Genomic DNA, 15,959 nt, shown 5'->3' with positions numbered 1-15,959 from the left:
TGGATAAACCTGGGATATAGAACACAGGATGAGAAATATATGCGGGTGTGACGAGTGAAATTTTATTGAGCAAAAATAGGATAGATTATAATAGATAAAGGAAGAAGATAAATGGTACATTTCGTAGGAGCGGGACCCGGCGCGTGTGATCTGATTACCGTGCGGGGCATGAATCGAATCAAGGAAGCGGATGTGATCATCTATGCAGGTTCGCTTGTAAATCCGGAGCTGCTTTCGTATGCGAAGGCAGATTGCGAAATTTACAATAGCGCGCATATGACGCTTGAAGATGTCGTGTCTGTAATGCGGGAAGCAGAGGCGGCAGGCAAAGGGACGGTGCGTCTGCATACGGGTGATCCGTCTGTGTATGGTGCAATCCGCGAGCAGATGGATCTGCTGGATGAATATGGAATCACATATGATGTGTGTCCGGGAGTGAGTGCGGTGTTCGGTGCCGCGGCGTCGCTGGCGTGTGAGTATACATTGCCGGATGTGACGCAGACCTTGATTCTGACAAGAGCGGAAGGGAAAACCCCTGTGCCGGAGAAGGAAAATCTGCGAAGTCTGGCTGCACACCATGCCAGTCTGGTGTTGTATCTCTCATCCGGGCTTGCCCGAAAGGTGCGGCAGGATTTGCTGCTTGGTGGATACGCGGAGGACACGCCGGTTGCTGTCGTGTATAAGGCTACCTGGCCGGAAGAGAAGATTATCCGCACGACACTGGCTAAGCTTCCGGAAGATATGGAAGCCGCAGGGATTACGAAGACGGCACTCATTATCGTATCTCCGGCACTTGGAAGTGTCTATGAGAAATCCCGGCTTTATGACGCGGCATTTGCGACAGAGTATCGCGGTGCAACGGAGATTGCGTTTCCGGCAGGAATCCGACGGGTACTGCTCATTACATGCAGTGTGCGCGGGTATGCAACGATGCAGAAGCTGGCGAAGAAGCTGGAAAACATTTCCGGTGCAGAAATTATCACGAAGGTAAAATGCGAAGCGCTTCCAGAGGTTTCAATGCGGGAAACGGTAAAGGCGTGTGTTGATACATATTTTGAGCAGGTGGATGCCATTGTGTTCGTGACAGCAAGCGGAATTGCGGTGCGGAGTGTGGCGGAGCATCTGACACATAAATCTAAAGATCCGGCCATTGTGTGCATGGATGAATGCGGGAAGCATGTGATATCGTTAGTGAGTGGACATGCCGGTGGCGCAAATGTGCTCACGCAGATGCTGGCGGATGTGATGTGGGCAACACCGGTTATCACGACTGCGACGGATGTGGAAGGCCGGTTCTCCATTGATGATTATGCGCGGGAACATAATTTAGTAGTGACGGACTGGACGAAGGCGAAGGCAATCAGCGCGGAGGTGCTGGCGACCGGGGCGGAGCCTGTGTGGATAGAGGAACCTGCGGTGACACAGGGAGAAGAGAAGCGCGCATGTGAGATACGTAAGGAACAGAAATCAACCGGTATTGATGTGGGTAAGATAGAAAATGATGGATGCAAGAATGAAGTTGATGGATGTGAGAATGGAATCGATGGATGCAAGAACAGAGTTGATGGATGCGGGAACAGAATCAATGTTCAAAGGTTGCAGATAGGTTCGCATCAGGTTATTATAACTCCAAAAGATGTTTCTGTGGATGCGCAAACGTTACAACTTATTCCACGTTGTATTGTAGCTGGCGTCGGTTGTAAGAAAGGGACACCGGTGGATAAAATCGAGCATGCGGTGCAGGATGCATTTGCGAAAACAGGCTTGCGGATGGAAGCATTATGTGCGGTGGTAAGTATCGATCTGAAGAAGAAAGAAGCGGGATTGCTTGAATTCTGTGAGACACGGAATGTGCCGTTTAAGACATACGCAGCAGAAGAATTGCAGGCGGTGCCGGGGACATATTCGGCATCAGAATTTGTGTCTGGCGTGACCGGCGTGGATAATGTCTGTGAGCGTAGTGCCGTGAAGTATGCAAGCGAGCATGCCACGAATCAGGGAGAGCAGTTACTAGGCAGGCAGGCAAAGCATGGAGAATTGCTTCTTCGCAAGCAAGCGTATGGGGGCGTGACGGTTGCGCTGGCGTATATGTGTAGCGAGTGAAAAACAAGCAGAAAAACCCACGAAGTGTGTTTGAAAGCCGAAAAACAAGCGAAAAAACCCAAAACCGGAAGCTGAAACAAGAAAGTGAAGAGCAATACGATCCCGGAAGAACATAAAAAACAAGACAATAGAGCAACAATGGAGAGAAACATGAGCGCAGAGAGTAGGAAGGAATTATATATTGTCGGGCTTGGACCCGGTGCAAGACAGAAGATGACACAGGAAGCAATCGATGTCGTGGAAGCCTGTGAGGTGATTGCCGGATATAAGGTATACATCGAACTCCTGAAACCATACTATCCGGACAAGGAATATCTGGTGAATGGTATGCGGCAGGAGGTGGAACGATGTCGGTTGGCGCTGGGAACCGCAGCGAGTGGGAAGAAGACAGCGCTTGTGTGCAGTGGTGATGCAGGCGTGTATGGCATGGCAGGAATCACGCTGGAACTGGCAGTAGAATTTCCAGAGGTGGATGTCCATGTGATTCCGGGGGTAACGGCTGCGCTTTCCGGGGCAGCCTTGCTTGGGGCACCGCTTGGTCATGATTTTGCTGTGATTAGCCTGAGTGATCTGTTGACACCGTGGGAGTTGATCGAGCATCGTCTTGCGGCAGCGGCTGAGGGAGATTTCGCAATCTGCCTGTATAATCCGTCCAGCCATAAGCGGCATGATTACTTGCAGAAAGCATGTCGGATCCTCTTGCAGAAAAAATCCGGGGAGACAATCTGTGGAATCACCCGGAATATCGGGCGCGACGGCGAAGAACAGCAAATCCTGACATTGAACGAGCTGGCAGAAACGCAGGTTGATATGTTCACGACAGTATTTGTCGGCAATTCCCGGACACGAAAAGTCGGTGATGCGATGGTGACACCACGCGGATATAGAAGAGATAACATATGAAAGTAGTCATATTTGGAGGTACAACGGAGGGGCGGCAGCTCGCCGGGTATCTGATACAATTAAACAAGCAGCAAAAAATGCAAAATATACAAGTCCATGTCTGCGTAGCATCAGAGTATGGAGCGCAGGTGCTGCCGGAGGATGATGCACTCAAAGTGCATGTCGGACGGCTGGAGCAGGCAGATATGCAGGAATTCCTGCAGGCAGTACAGGCAGATATCTGTGTGGACGCGACACATCCGTATGCAGTGCTTGTGACACAGAATATCTATCAGGCTTGTAAGGTTGTGGGCGTCCCATATGTCCGCGTGCGGCGGGACATGCAGGAAGAACAGGAGAATGCAGATCCGGACATGCAGATGAGCGGCACACATATTGGTGACGCGGACGGGAAGCGGTATACCGATGAAACATCGGATAGCATCTATGTCGGGGACATACAGGCGGCGGTAGATTATCTAAAGGGTGTGACAGGAAATATTCTGATCACAACAGGCAGTAAGGAGCTTCATTTGTATACGCAGATTCCGGACTATGGATCGCGCTGTACGGCGCGTGTGCTTCCGACCCGGTCGGTGGTAGAGGCATGTACGGAGCTGGGATTTACTGGGAAACATCTGATCTGTATGCAGGGACCTTTTGATCTGGAGATGAATCTGGCAACCTTGCGTTATGCAGATGCGGATTTCATGGTGACAAAGGCAAGTGGGAAGAATGGCGGCTATGATGAAAAATGTGAGGCCGCGCTTGCCGCAGGCGTGCAGCTTGTCGTGATCGGGCGTCCGAAGGAGCAGGTAGAACCGGTGATGTCACTCGCGCAGACAGAAGAATATTTGCGGGAGAAAGCAGATGCATAATCTGAACCAGGTAGGAACAGAGGCACAGTTAGACGGGATAGAAATGTACACATAATCTGAATTCGCGGTGGCTGTATTTATATTTTAAAATTTGATAGAAAATATACGACAGGATTTTATTTGTCTGATAGGATAAGAGGCAGAAAGGAGAATCAAAATTATGGGGAATAACGAAAAAACAATCGTATATTTGATCGGCATGGGACCGGGAAATGCGGATTGCCTGACCAGGGAGGCTGTGCAGGCATTGGCACATGCGACCGTCTGCATCGGCGCTCCCCGCATGCTTGCGATCTGGAAGAGCCTCTGTGAAGAAGATGGACGCGATGTAGAGCAGACATTTTATAATGAATATCGGGGCAAAGAAGTAGCAGAACTGATCCGGAGTCATGAAGGAGAGACCATTGCGGTATTGGTATCCGGGGATATTGGATTTTATTCCGGGGCGAAGAAGCTTTCTGAAGTATTATGCAATGAGAATCGTACAGATGCAGGTCAGGATGGAAGCATCGCACAGACGAATCAGGCAGGCTACAAATACCAGATCAAATATATTCCGGGACTGTCCTCGGTGATATATTTACTTGACAGGCTGGGTGAGACATGGGAAGATGCAGAGCTTATCAGTAACCATGGCGTCTATGCGAATATCCCGGCGAAGGTGCGGCACCATGCGAAGGTCGGCACGCTGCTTGGAGATGAAAATCAGGTTGCGGCAATCTGCAGACGGCTGACGGAAGTTGGGATGGAGGATATTCAGGTCATTGTCGGAGAACGACTGTCATATCCGGACGAGAAAATTATTAAGGGGTATGCGAAGGATCTGTGTGCGTACACCTTTGACAAGCTGGCAGTGGCAATCTTCATCAATCCATATCCGGTGGCGAGACGGCTGGCACCGGGAATCAAGGACAATGCGTTCATCCGTGGAAATGTGCCGATGACGAAGGAAGAAGTGCGGATGGTTGCGGTCTCGAAGCTTCAGGCGAATGATTATACGCCGGTTATTTATGATATAGGTGCCGGAACAGGATCGGTATCCATCGAACTGGCACTTCTGACGGAGCGTGGAACAGTGTATGCAATCGAGAAAAAACCGGAAGCAGTGAAGCTGATGTATGCGAACCGCAGGCGCTTCCATGCGGGAAATATGGAGATTATCGAAGGGGAAGCGTCAGAAGTGATTCCGTCGCTTCCTGCGCCAACGCATGTATTTATCGGAGGAAATGGCGGAAATCTGTTCAAGATCATGGATCAGATCTATGCGAAAAATCCGAACGCACGCATTGTTCTGACTGCGGTCACATTGGAGACGCAGGCAGAAATGCTTACATTGGCAGATATAGCGAAGTGGCGTAACGTGGATTTTAATATGGTACAGATAGCGGTGACGCGCAGCCGCGCAGCTGGTCCGTATCATATGATGCAGGCACAAAATCCGGTGTGGATTGTGACGATGGGATAGAAAATGCACAGGAGCGACCGGGGAGAAACAATGGAACACAAGAATAATATCCAGGTAAATATCCCACGCGTGATGTTCGCAGCGATGCGGAGTGGCAGCGGAAAAACAACCGTGACGTGTGGTGTGCTGGCAGCATTAAAAAAACAGAATATAAAGGTACAGGCGTATAAATGTGGCCCGGATTATATCGATCCGATGTTTCACCGGACGGTGCTCGGAATCGACACCGGAAATCTGGATACGTTCTTCGCGGGGGCTGATGCGATTGGACATATTTTGGTGCGTGACCTGCGGGATGCAGAAATGTGCGTGATGGAAGGCGTCATGGGATATTACGACGGTGTCGGCGGCACAACGACGATGGCAAGCTCTTATGAATTAAGCAAGGTTACGAAGACGCCGGTCGTTCTGATCGTGGATGCGAAGGGCGCAAGTGTCACGCTTGCGGCGACGATCCGCGGAATTATGGAATATAAGAAGGACAGCCGGATTGCAGGGGTGATCTTAAACCGTGTATCACCGATGTTTTACAGCCGGCTCAAACAGGTAATTGAGACGGAATGCGGTATTCCGGTGCTTGGATATCTGCCGGAAGATGCGTCATTTGCAGTGCCATCCAGACATCTTGGGCTGTTGCAACCGGACGAAATGCAGAAACAGAGAGACTGGGTGGAAACGGTTGCGGAAGCTGTTATGAAGACGATCGATATCAATGGGATTTTTGAAATTGCGGCACAGGCAGAGATGCTGCAGATACAGAAGCCGGCTGACGTAAGACAGGATTGCAAATTCCCGTCCGGTTATCGCATCGGTGTAGCAAGAGATGCGGCATTTTCTTTCTACTATCGCGAGAATCTGCGCATGTTAGAAGATATGGGAGCGGAGCTTGTGTACTTTTCCCCGCTTGCAGATGCACATGTGCCTAAGGTGGATGCGTTGATCTTTGGCGGCGGGTATCCGGAGCTTTACGCAAAGCAGCTGTATGAGAATCGGTCGATGCGCGCATCTGTCTGGCGGGCGTTGGAATCCGGGATGCCGTGCCATGCGGAATGCGGCGGATTCTTATATCTTGGTAAGTCGCTTGCCGATGCAGAAGGAAATGTATATGAGATGGTCGGTTTCTTAGATGGTGCGGGATTTCGGACAGAGCGGTTACAGCGGTTTGGGTATGTGGAGCTGGCACCGCAGCAAGAGGATGCATTTGCCGTGAAAACGATTTTGCGCGGACATGAGTTTCACTACTGGGACAGCACGGATTGTGGCGATGCCTGTCTGGCGTGGAAGCCGCTTTCCAAGCAGAAGACATATCCATGCATGGTGAAAAAGAAAGGGACATTCGCGGGATTTCCGCATCTGTATTATGCGGGCGCAGAGGCGTTTTTCTATCATCTGTTTTTAGATGGTGCAAAGACGCGAAGATAAATGAAAATAGATAATATAGTTTTTGGTTAGTAATGAGGGAAGAGAAGAGTAAGAGGGTATTATGTTAGAAGAGATACAGTTACAGCAGGTGCTGCCACAGGAAATTGAGAAACGAAGCTTCGAGATTATCACAGAGGAGCTTGGAAATGTCGAATTAGATCCGCTTCAGGCACCGATCATCAAGCGGGCAATCCATACGTCGGCTGATTTTGATTATCTGGAGAATCTGACATTTTCAGAACAGGCGGTTTTGAAATTCCATGATGCAATAAAAAATGGTGCCTGTATTGTCACGGATACGCAGATGGCAAAATCCGGTATCAACAAGAAAGAACTTGCGAAATACGGTGGCGAGGTCTACTGCTTCATGAGTGATGACGACGTGGCAGAAATCGCGAAGAAACAGGGCTCGACACGGGCGGTAGCAAGTATGGAGAAGGCGTGTACGTTAGACAAGCCGCTTATCTTTGCGATTGGAAATGCACCGACCGCGCTGGTGCGTCTGTATGAGCTGATCGACGAGGGAAAGCTGCATCCATGCGGTATCATCGGTGTGCCGGTTGGATTCGTGAACGTGGTGGAAGCGAAGGAGCTTATCATGCGGGCACCTGTGCCATATATTGTGGCGCGCGGCAGGAAGGGTGGCAGCAATATCGCCGCGGCAATCTGCAATGCACTGCTCTATGAGCTGCGGGATATGGAGAAGTAAGAAACTATGAATAAAACACAGCAGAAAATCTATATACAGGCGAAGGAAAGATGGGATGCAATCGCAAAGCCGATTGACAGTCTCGGCGTGTTCGAGGATATGGTTGCCAGACTTTGCGCGATTGCCGGGACAGAGAATCCCGGAGACTATAAGCGGCGGGCATTATTGACGCTGTGTGCCGATCACGGCGTTGTGGCAGAGGGCGTGACGCAGACCGATTCCGGCGTGACAAAGGTCGTAGCGGAGAATATTGCACACGGCTGTTCCGGTGTCAATTATATGGCGCAGATGGCAGGCGTGGATGTGTATGCAGTTGATATCGGTATGCTGGGCGAACTATATCCGGATGCGTCATTTGGCATGGGACATATGATAAACCGGAAGGTACAGGCAGGAACCGGGAATCTTGCGAAGGAACCCGCGATGCCGATGGAGGTTTGCGACCGGGCAATTGAAACCGGAAAAGAGCTTGTGCGGGAATGCAAAGAAAAAGGTTATGAGATATTAGCCGTCGGTGAGATGGGAATCGGAAATACAACTCCGACCTCTGCGCTGCTTGCGGCACTGCTTGATCTGCCGGCGGAGACGGTGACCGGGCGCGGCGCCGGACTCAATGATGCCGGACTTGCAAGAAAGGTGCAGGTGATCACGCAGGCACTTGCGCGTGTGCAGGGAACTCCCGATACGAAGCAATCTGCTGGACAGGAGCAGACTGACGTGAAACTGCAATGTGGCAGGACGGATGTACAGGGAACTCCAGATACGAAGCAGTTGCTTGCCGAGCTTGGCGGGCTGGAGATCGCCGGAATGGTTGGTGTATTTTTAGGAGCCAGACAATATCAGATTCCGGTTGTGCTGGATGGTGCGATCACCTGTGTAGCAGCACTCACTGCGATGCGGATGGATGCCGAGATTGTAGATTATCTTCTGGCATCGCATATATCGGAGGAAGCGAGTGGCAGGCTGGCACTGGACGCGCTTGGACTTCCGGCAGTGATTCATGGCAAACTGTGTCTGGGCGAAGGCAGCGGCGCAATGATGTTATTTCCGCTTTTGGATATGACATTATCCATCTATAAAAACATGGGAACGTTTGATGATCTGTCAATCGAAGCATACAGCCGGGATGGAAAGCCGGAAGAATAGGAGTGGACGATGAAGCGTAGAACAATATGGATAATTATAGCATGTGTAGTCATCCTTGCGGCGGGCGTGCTTGGATTTGTATTTACAAGACAGAATTCAAAGGAAACGGGACCGCATTCGATTGAATTTACGTTTGGATTTGATGAGTTTACATTTATGAAGCATACGCTGTCCGAGGGTGACAGAATGAGTGCGATTATGATGGAGAACAATATTGGCATGGCAAACAGCGTGAATGATACAAGGGATTATTTTGTGTACTATGCTGATAATATGAAGGCGCAGGTTCTGATGTGTCCGTATGAGATTGACGGGGATAGAAACTACAGAGCTTCCGTGTATATTGTCTCGAAAGAGAGTGAAGATGACAGAAGAATCTACATGAGCATTGATCAGGCACAGCCGGAGTATGATACATATTATAAGGGACCGATTCAGATCGGGGATTCGCTGGAGCAGGTATACAAGTATCTTCATGTAGATGAGATCAAGAAATATGGAGAACTGGAGGAGAAAAATAACCGGAAATATTACACATGTGACAGTAACCTTGGCGTGATCACGTTTCACGAAGAACCATTTACCGGATTGCAGGAGCTGGAGAAATATAAGACGCCAGAGGAATATTTGAAGACAGGAAATACGATCAATTACATCATTAATTTTGATACATATGATCTGATGGTTCAGGTTGATGAAAGTCTGACGGTTTCACACATTGGTTTAATCTATGATCCGGATCGGGCGGCTACAAGCAGTGACCTTGCGGATATGGGCTTCTAAAGGGAAATAGATCCATATGGTATATGGTGCAAGTGTTAAAGAAAGGAAAATACTCGATGTTACATATAGTATATGGCGGAAGTGCCAGTGGGAAATCATCGTATGCGGAAAGTTTTGCCTTGTCCTTGCAGGGCGATGGGCGGTTGCTCTACATTGCGACGATGTATCCGTATAAATGGAATACCACGGAGCTTGATCCGGAGACGATGCAGCGGATAGAGCGCCACCGTGCGATGCGTGCCGACAAAGGGTTTGATACGGTCGAATGTTACCGGCATGTGGAACATATCGTGGCGAAGCGACAAGATGTGTTGCTGCTTGAATGTATGTCAAATCTGCTTGCCAATGAGATGTATCTGGAACCGGATGCAGAAGCGGTAGGAATAGCCGGTAAAGCAGAGGTGAATACAGAAACGGTTGGAATGGCCGGTAAAGCAGAGGTGGATACAGAAAAGGCTGGAATGGCCGGTAAAGCAGAGGTGGATACAGAAACTGCTGGAACCGATACGAATGCCGGTTCCGGTATGTCAAAGACACTGTCACCGGTGAGCAAGAAAATCGTACAGGCGCTCGTTGATTTATCTACACGCGTGCAGGATGTGGTGATCGTCACCAATGATGTGTTCTCCGATGGCGGAAGCCTGACCTACGATGAAAGCACGAGGGAGTATGTGAGGAATCTGGCAGAGATTAACTGCGCGCTTGCATGGGAGGCGGCAACCATAACGGAGGTTGTCTGTGGGATTCCGGTCATAGTCAAGAAAAATCACCCAATGGGGAAGTAAGGTTAAGAGTAGGAATTGGGTAGAAATTGTGAATGGAAGAAAATTCCCCAATCATAATGCAGAAAAATGAGAAATCATTGGGGAGAAAATTGGAATATGAAAAACATCCCCAATTTCAGAGAAATGGGTAAGTCAAAATTGGGTAAAAAGTTTAGAATTATCAAAAAATCCCCATGTAGGAACAACAGCAAGTAGGAGAAATAAGAACAAAAAGTTCGAGTAAATTGATCAGAGGAGACAAGCAACTATGATGAAAGCAATCTTAATTGCATTTTCGACATATTCCAAGATACCGATGCCGCATTTCAAATGGGACCCGAAAGCCTTGCAGTACAGCATGTGTGCGTTCCCGCTGGTTGGGGCTGTGATTGGTGCGGGCGAGTTTGCGATCTGGTATCTCTTTGGCTTTCTCTTGCAGTGGTCGGAGGTCTTCACAGCGGCACTTCTTACGGTATTCCCGATCCTGATCACAGGCGGCATCCACATGGATGGATTCTTAGATACCGTGGATGCGAAATCTTCTTATAAATCCAAGGAGGAGAAGCTGCAGATCCTGAAGGATCCGCATACCGGGGCATTTGCAATTATCCGCGGCTGTCTGTATTTCCTGATTTATTTTGGATGCATGTATGAGCTTGTAGCTGCAAGTTCTGTAAAGCTTGCTGCCGGAGTGCAGACGGCAGGAACGGGGGAGGCTGCTGTGAATGGCAGCTTGACAACGATCGGGAAGGATGGAAATCCTATGCAGATGCTGGCGGTCTTTGCCATCGGATTCATCTTGGAACGTACCTTGTCCGGACTTTCGGTACTTACATTTCAGAAAGCAAAAAAAGAAGGCATGCTGGCAGATACCGCACGCCTTGTAAATAATCGCTCGAAGGTGATCATGTTCGTTTGGCTCATTGCCTGCATTGCCGCAGGCTGTGTGATACAGCCGGTTGCAGCACTTGTGGTCGCAGGCATCGCCATACTGATGTTTTTCTATTATCGGTTCATGTCGTATCGCACCTTTGGCGGGATCACCGGCGATCTGGCTGGATATTTCCTGCAGATGTGCGAACTCTGGATGTTAATTGGAACCGTCGTTTTGGTGCATGTTATTTAACAACGATGACACCACCAGTCACATAATCCCGATCGCTTAAGCTAAGTCCATCGACCATGATACCAATGCTTTCGCCGAGGGTAGATTCCGTGACATCCTGACGGAGCTGCTCCATGCGGCTGATCGTGCCTTCTACAACCTTGCCGTTTGTGAGCTGTACATAGACAGGATCGCCTGTCTTGAATATGCCCTTATTGGTTGTACCATTTAAGACGAGTGTATCTTCGCCGCCGAGCTTGAAGCAGTCGGTGATTGCCATATAGACATCATTTGCAGCTTCACTGAAATCACGGTCAACATCCACATAGTTGGAAGAATCAGTTGTGCTTTCCGTTGTTTCTGCATCGGTTGAGGAAGCGGTGCTGTTGGCAGACTTGACAAGGTTCACGATCTTGTCCTCAGGTGTCAGGTATTCGACATCGCCGAACAAAGCCGTTTTCTCTGCCATCAGTTCTTTCACGATGTTTGTTCCATAGCGACCATCAAAGGTGTCTAAGAAATAGTCTTCCAGGGTTCCTTTCTGGATTGGAACGTATGTAAATCCAACTTCATTCTCCGGATATACGTAATATCCGCTTGTCTCACTGTAACGAAAAGTGTCAAAGAAGTCTACCGCAATTCCAAAATCTTCAAATTGCCAGCCAATGTACATTAGATATGATGAGAACTGGTCATCCGATTTTTCCGGATGCAGGAACGTGTCAACAAAGTACTGGGTATTTTCTTCGACGGACTTTTCTGCATCATAGTCGTTGCTGAAACAGATATAATTTGGGGCACCAAACATGGTTGTCAGCATATCCATATAGATATATGCAGGATTCGAATCGTCGTAAAAGTTGTAGACGTCGTTGTAAGAATCCTCGGAAACCCCGAAAGCATCGTAATCTAAATATGTACTGAACAGTGACCAGAGATTCTTGTCAAGGGCTTCGTCAATGGTCATATCGTCTTCGTCTATCAACAGCTGGGGAAGGGAGTAATTATCCTCATAAAAAGATACGGAATATGCGGATTCATCCAGTGCATCCGTAAGTGGCACGTCGGATGTGCTGTAAGACATGTTAAAAAGCGTATCCGTCGTAACCGGGAATGTCATTCCGTACAGACCGGCACCCTCTGGCAATTCCAATGTCTCTTCATCGGAAAGCGCACGGCTGAACACCCATGGGCAGATGGTGTAGTCGATCGTACCGGCTGCTGTTTCGCTTCCGGAATTATCGGAACTGCTTTCGCTTGTTACTGCCGGAACAGGAGTGTCCGACGTGGTATCTTCTTTCTTGCCACAACCGGTTGTCAGTGTAAGGGCGGCTGCCAGTGACAGTCCAAGTGCCAGTGTCTTTGTAAGTTTTTTCTTCATTTTGATAGTCTCTCCTTTAAGTAAATATTTAATAAGATACGTGTTATGCGCAGACAGAATCGTCTGCTGCACATAATCATGTATTGAATATAAATGATACGGAACAATTTTGCAATCCGTCCGTTCAATATATAGACGGACGAGAAGAGGAAAAGGTTGGGAAAAATAAAAAAAATTATGCAATATGAAAATGTATCTTGCAGAAAAAGTATAAAGAAGTATAAAATAATCGAAAAAGTATAAAAAGGTATAAAGAAATATAAAAAGTATAAAGAGGGAACGCTATGATCTTAATAATCGGTGGTGCATACCAGGGAAAGTTCGAGTATGCCAAGGCAAATTTCAAAGAAGGACATCAGATCATCAATAATTTTCATAAATATGTGCGGAAGACAATGCAGCAGGGCAAAGACCCGGAGCTGGAGGCAAAGCAGCTTATGAACAAAGCGATTCTCGCCGGAAATGCAGACAAGCTCGTTTTGGTCAGCGATGAGGTCGGAAGCGGAATTGTGCCGATTGATGCATTTGAGCGGGAATTCCGCGAGAAGAACGGACGCGTAAACTGCTATCTGGCAAGCCAGGCGGAGCAGGTTATCCGCGTGACGGCAGGAATCGGAACGAGGATTAAGTGATATGAAAGCAAAGATTGTATTAATCCGTCATGGCATGACGAAGGGAAATCAAGAACATCGCTATGTCGGTACGACGGATGAAGGGCTGCTTCCGGAGAGCGTGGAAGAGCTGCGAGGCATGCAGAAGTTCTGGCAGAAACAGGTGTCGATGAATCGTAGAACCGCAACAGATAGTGTACATGACGAAGTCGAAATTGCACCGGGGAAAATCACATGTGACCAGCACTGTCAAAAAAACGGCAGTAAAGAGCAAATCGTCTACGTCAGCCCGTATCTGCGCGCAATGCAGACGGCGGATATTCTGTTCCCGGATGCAGGAAAGGTGGAAATCCCGGAGCTTGCAGAGTGCCGGTTCGGTGAATTTGAATACATGAATTATGCGGAATTAAATGGCAATCCCGATTACCAGCGCTACATCGACAGTGGCGGTACGACGGCGTTTCCGGGCGGTGAGACGAAAGCGGAGTTTACAGACCGTGTGATGCGGGGATTTGAGAAGGTGTTTGTGGATGCGGAAAGCAGGGAAGGACAAAAACGGTTACGATGTGACGTTTCATCGAGAATAGAGACGGCGCACACATCCCTGTCAGACACGATCATTATCGTCGCACACGGAGGTACGATCATGGCACTGATGGATCAGTTGTCAGAGCCACACAAGGATTATTTTGACTGGCAGGTGAAGCTGGGCGAGGGAATTGCAGGATGGTTAGAAGTGACAGCGGATGGGATGCAGATTGTATCTTATGAGAAAATGAAATTGCCGCAGGGTATGAAAACGGTGCCAGATGCTATGAAATAGATGTGATGGAGGCACTATGTAAAGGCAAGGTCGTGTGAGGTATGTCAGGTAACTAACAGTACGGAATACAAATATGCAATGCAGCTATGAAAGGAAATGAAAAGTGACCGTGTTACAGGAACGTATATTTATCATTATAATTGCATGTTTGCTTGATCTGGTATTCGGTGATCCACACTGGCTGTGGCACCCGGTACAGGGGATGGGCTGGCTGATCGATCATGTGGAGACGTGGATGCGCAAGCGGTTTCGGATACGGGAAGATCGCGACGCGGATATTCGTAAAAAACAGGTGGCAGGAACATTTACAGTTGTGATCGTGATAACGGTGTCACTGCTTGTGGCGGCAGGAATCCTATATGGGTGCAACCGGATTCATCATACGTTGTATCTGGTCGTGGCAATCTGGATGTCGTACCAGATGCTGGCAGCCTGCTCGCTTCGTCGGGAGAGTATGAAGGTGTGCAAGGCACTTGAAGCCGGGGATGTGGAACAGGCGAGAACGGCGGTATCCATGATCGTCGGCAGAGATACAGCATCGCTCACTGAGGAAGGCATCGCGAAGGCCGCGGTGGAAACGGTCGCTGAAAATACGTCGGACGGCGTGATCGCCCCGCTTTTTTATATGTTTTTGTTCGGACCGGTCGGTGCGTGGGTGTACAAAGCAATTAATACGATGGACTCCATGCTTGGATATAAGAACGACCAATACCGGTATTTTGGAACGTGTGCGGCGCGTGTGGATGATGTCGTGAATTTCATTCCGGCACGACTTTCCGCGTGGCTGATGGTTGGTGCGGCAGGCATTTTGGGTATGGATATGGCTGGCGCGGCACGGATTCATTTGCGGGATCGACGAAACCATGCAAGTCCGAACTCCGCACAGACGGAATCGGCGTGTGCGGGTGCGCTTGGATTGCAGCTTGCCGGAAATGCATATTATTTTGGAAAGCTATATGAGAAACCAACGATTGGCGATGCGAAAAAGCAGATTGAGCCGAAGGATATCCGCCGGGCAAACCGGTTGATGTACGGAACCGCAGTGTTGATGGTGATCGTGGGGGTCGGCGTGCTGATCGGATGCGGATGCTTCGCGTAGTAATAATTACTATTATTATATTGACAATAGAATAAAAGAGAGATACAATCCTTATTAAGAATAGTATGAATTTATAACACTCATGGAATTGAATTTTTGATTTCATTTAAAGGCATTTGCCCGAAATGCAGGGAGAAGGTAAAGGAGAAAAATATGGATAGGAAAGCAATGTATAAGTTGAGTTATGGACTGTTTATATTGACCGCTAAAGAAGCAGAAAAAGATAACGGATGTATCATTAATACAGCCATTCAGGCAGCTTCGGAACCAAACCAGTTAAGTATCTGTGTAAATAAGGCAAATTATACGCATGATATGATTGAAAGAACCGGAAAATTTACAGTATCAGTCTTGAGTCAGAATGCAGAGTTTGAATTGTTTAAGCATTTTGGCTTTCAATCAGGAAGGGATACCAATAAGTTTGAAACATTTGAAAAGTGTTCCAGGGGAATAAATGGTATTTATTATATTACAGAAGGTACAAATGCATACATTTCTGTGACAGTTACTAAAACAGAGGACTTGGGTTCACATACGATGTTTATCGGTGAGATAACCGATATGGAAGTTTTAAGCAATGTTCCTTCAGTAACATATGATTATTATCAGAATAATATTAAGCCTAAACCACAGGAAGTTGGAAAAACAGAGGATGGTCAGACAATATGGCGTTGCAGAATTTGCGGATATGAATATGTAGGCGAGGAATTACCGGATGACTTTATATGTCCTTTGTGCAAGCACCCGGCATCAGATTTTGAAAAAGTAGTAAAAAAAACGGAGGTAAA

Annotated in this window: 14 protein-coding genes and 1 pseudogene; 14 read left to right on the top strand and 1 reads right to left on the bottom strand. The window is 48.2% G+C overall.

The genetic code is table 11. The features are described from left to right. The first annotated feature begins 111 nt into the window (after positions 1 to 111). From cobM to ACZQK9_RS06240, 10 genes are all read left to right on the top strand, one after another. The gene (gene cobM, locus ACZQK9_RS06285; RefSeq protein WP_483270014.1) at positions 112 to 2,103 is read left to right on the top strand and encodes a precorrin-4 C(11)-methyltransferase; all 1,992 of its coding nucleotides are present in this window, start codon (positions 112 to 114) and stop codon (positions 2,101 to 2,103) included. A 150-nt stretch (positions 2,104 to 2,253) separates the two neighbouring features. Continuing rightward, on the top strand, positions 2,254 to 3,006 hold the full coding sequence (gene cobJ, locus ACZQK9_RS06280) for a precorrin-3B C(17)-methyltransferase (RefSeq protein ID WP_483270013.1): 753 nt from the start codon (positions 2,254 to 2,256) through the stop codon (positions 3,004 to 3,006). Continuing rightward, entirely contained in the window at positions 3,003 to 3,863 is an 861-nt protein-coding gene (locus ACZQK9_RS06275; RefSeq protein WP_483270012.1) for a precorrin-6A/cobalt-precorrin-6A reductase, read from the top strand. The genes cobJ and ACZQK9_RS06275 overlap by 4 nt, the downstream gene beginning before the upstream one ends. A gap of 160 nt (positions 3,864 to 4,023) precedes the next feature. Beyond that, positions 4,024 to 5,328: a precorrin-6y C5,15-methyltransferase (decarboxylating) subunit CbiE gene (gene cbiE, locus ACZQK9_RS06270; protein ID WP_483270011.1), complete on the top strand. Its 1,305-nt coding sequence runs from the start codon at positions 4,024 to 4,026 to the stop codon at positions 5,326 to 5,328. Positions 5,329 to 5,358: 30 nt separating this feature from the next. After that, positions 5,359 to 6,750, top strand: coding sequence for a cobyrinic acid a,c-diamide synthase CobB (locus ACZQK9_RS06265; protein ID WP_483270010.1), 1,392 nt, complete (start codon positions 5,359 to 5,361; stop codon positions 6,748 to 6,750). Positions 6,751 to 6,811: 61 nt separating this feature from the next. Beyond that, the gene (locus ACZQK9_RS06260; protein ID WP_177981300.1) at positions 6,812 to 7,459 is read left to right on the top strand and encodes a precorrin-8X methylmutase; all 648 of its coding nucleotides are present in this window, start codon (positions 6,812 to 6,814) and stop codon (positions 7,457 to 7,459) included. 6 nt (positions 7,460 to 7,465) lie between these two features. Further along, complete coding sequence (locus tag ACZQK9_RS06255) at positions 7,466 to 8,605, top strand: nicotinate-nucleotide--dimethylbenzimidazole phosphoribosyltransferase (RefSeq protein WP_483270009.1); 1,140 nt, start codon at positions 7,466 to 7,468, stop codon at positions 8,603 to 8,605. A 9-nt stretch (positions 8,606 to 8,614) separates the two neighbouring features. Continuing rightward, positions 8,615 to 9,388: a hypothetical protein gene (locus ACZQK9_RS06250; protein ID WP_483270008.1), complete on the top strand. Its 774-nt coding sequence runs from the start codon at positions 8,615 to 8,617 to the stop codon at positions 9,386 to 9,388. Between the two features lie 56 nt (positions 9,389 to 9,444). After that, positions 9,445 to 10,173, top strand: coding sequence for a bifunctional adenosylcobinamide kinase/adenosylcobinamide-phosphate guanylyltransferase (locus ACZQK9_RS06245; RefSeq protein ID WP_483270007.1), 729 nt, complete (start codon positions 9,445 to 9,447; stop codon positions 10,171 to 10,173). 247 nt (positions 10,174 to 10,420) lie between these two features. Continuing rightward, positions 10,421 to 11,278: an adenosylcobinamide-GDP ribazoletransferase gene (locus ACZQK9_RS06240; RefSeq protein ID WP_483270006.1), complete on the top strand. Its 858-nt coding sequence runs from the start codon at positions 10,421 to 10,423 to the stop codon at positions 11,276 to 11,278. On the opposite strand, the gene ACZQK9_RS06235 is transcribed toward ACZQK9_RS06240, so the two are convergent. Beyond that, positions 11,271 to 12,638 (bottom strand): hypothetical protein, encoded by a 1,368-nt coding sequence (locus tag ACZQK9_RS06235; RefSeq protein WP_483270005.1) that lies wholly within the window; start codon positions 12,636 to 12,638, stop codon positions 11,271 to 11,273. The two genes, ACZQK9_RS06240 and ACZQK9_RS06235, sit on opposite strands and share 8 nt — an antisense overlap. A 284-nt stretch (positions 12,639 to 12,922) precedes the next feature. Here ACZQK9_RS06235 and ACZQK9_RS06230 point away from each other — a divergent pair, with 284 nt between their 5' ends. From ACZQK9_RS06230 to ACZQK9_RS06215, 4 genes and pseudogenes are all read left to right on the top strand, one after another. Then, on the top strand, positions 12,923 to 13,270 hold the full coding sequence (locus ACZQK9_RS06230; protein ID WP_483270004.1) for a bifunctional adenosylcobinamide kinase/adenosylcobinamide-phosphate guanylyltransferase: 348 nt from the start codon (positions 12,923 to 12,925) through the stop codon (positions 13,268 to 13,270). Position 13,271: 1 nt separating this feature from the next. Continuing rightward, positions 13,272 to 14,072: a histidine phosphatase family protein gene (locus ACZQK9_RS06225; protein WP_483270003.1), complete on the top strand. Its 801-nt coding sequence runs from the start codon at positions 13,272 to 13,274 to the stop codon at positions 14,070 to 14,072. Between the two features lie 109 nt (positions 14,073 to 14,181). Further along, positions 14,182 to 15,171, top strand: coding sequence for an adenosylcobinamide-phosphate synthase CbiB (cbiB, locus tag ACZQK9_RS06220; protein WP_483270002.1), 990 nt, complete (start codon positions 14,182 to 14,184; stop codon positions 15,169 to 15,171). Between the two features lie 153 nt (positions 15,172 to 15,324). Continuing rightward, a pseudogene (locus tag ACZQK9_RS06215) lies at positions 15,325 to 15,945 on the top strand (flavin reductase family protein); the annotation flags it as partial. Positions 15,946 to 15,959 lie beyond the last annotated feature (14 nt).

The organism is Wujia sp. (assembly GCF_056872695.1).
This window is presented reverse-complemented; position numbering and strand designations above follow the sequence as displayed.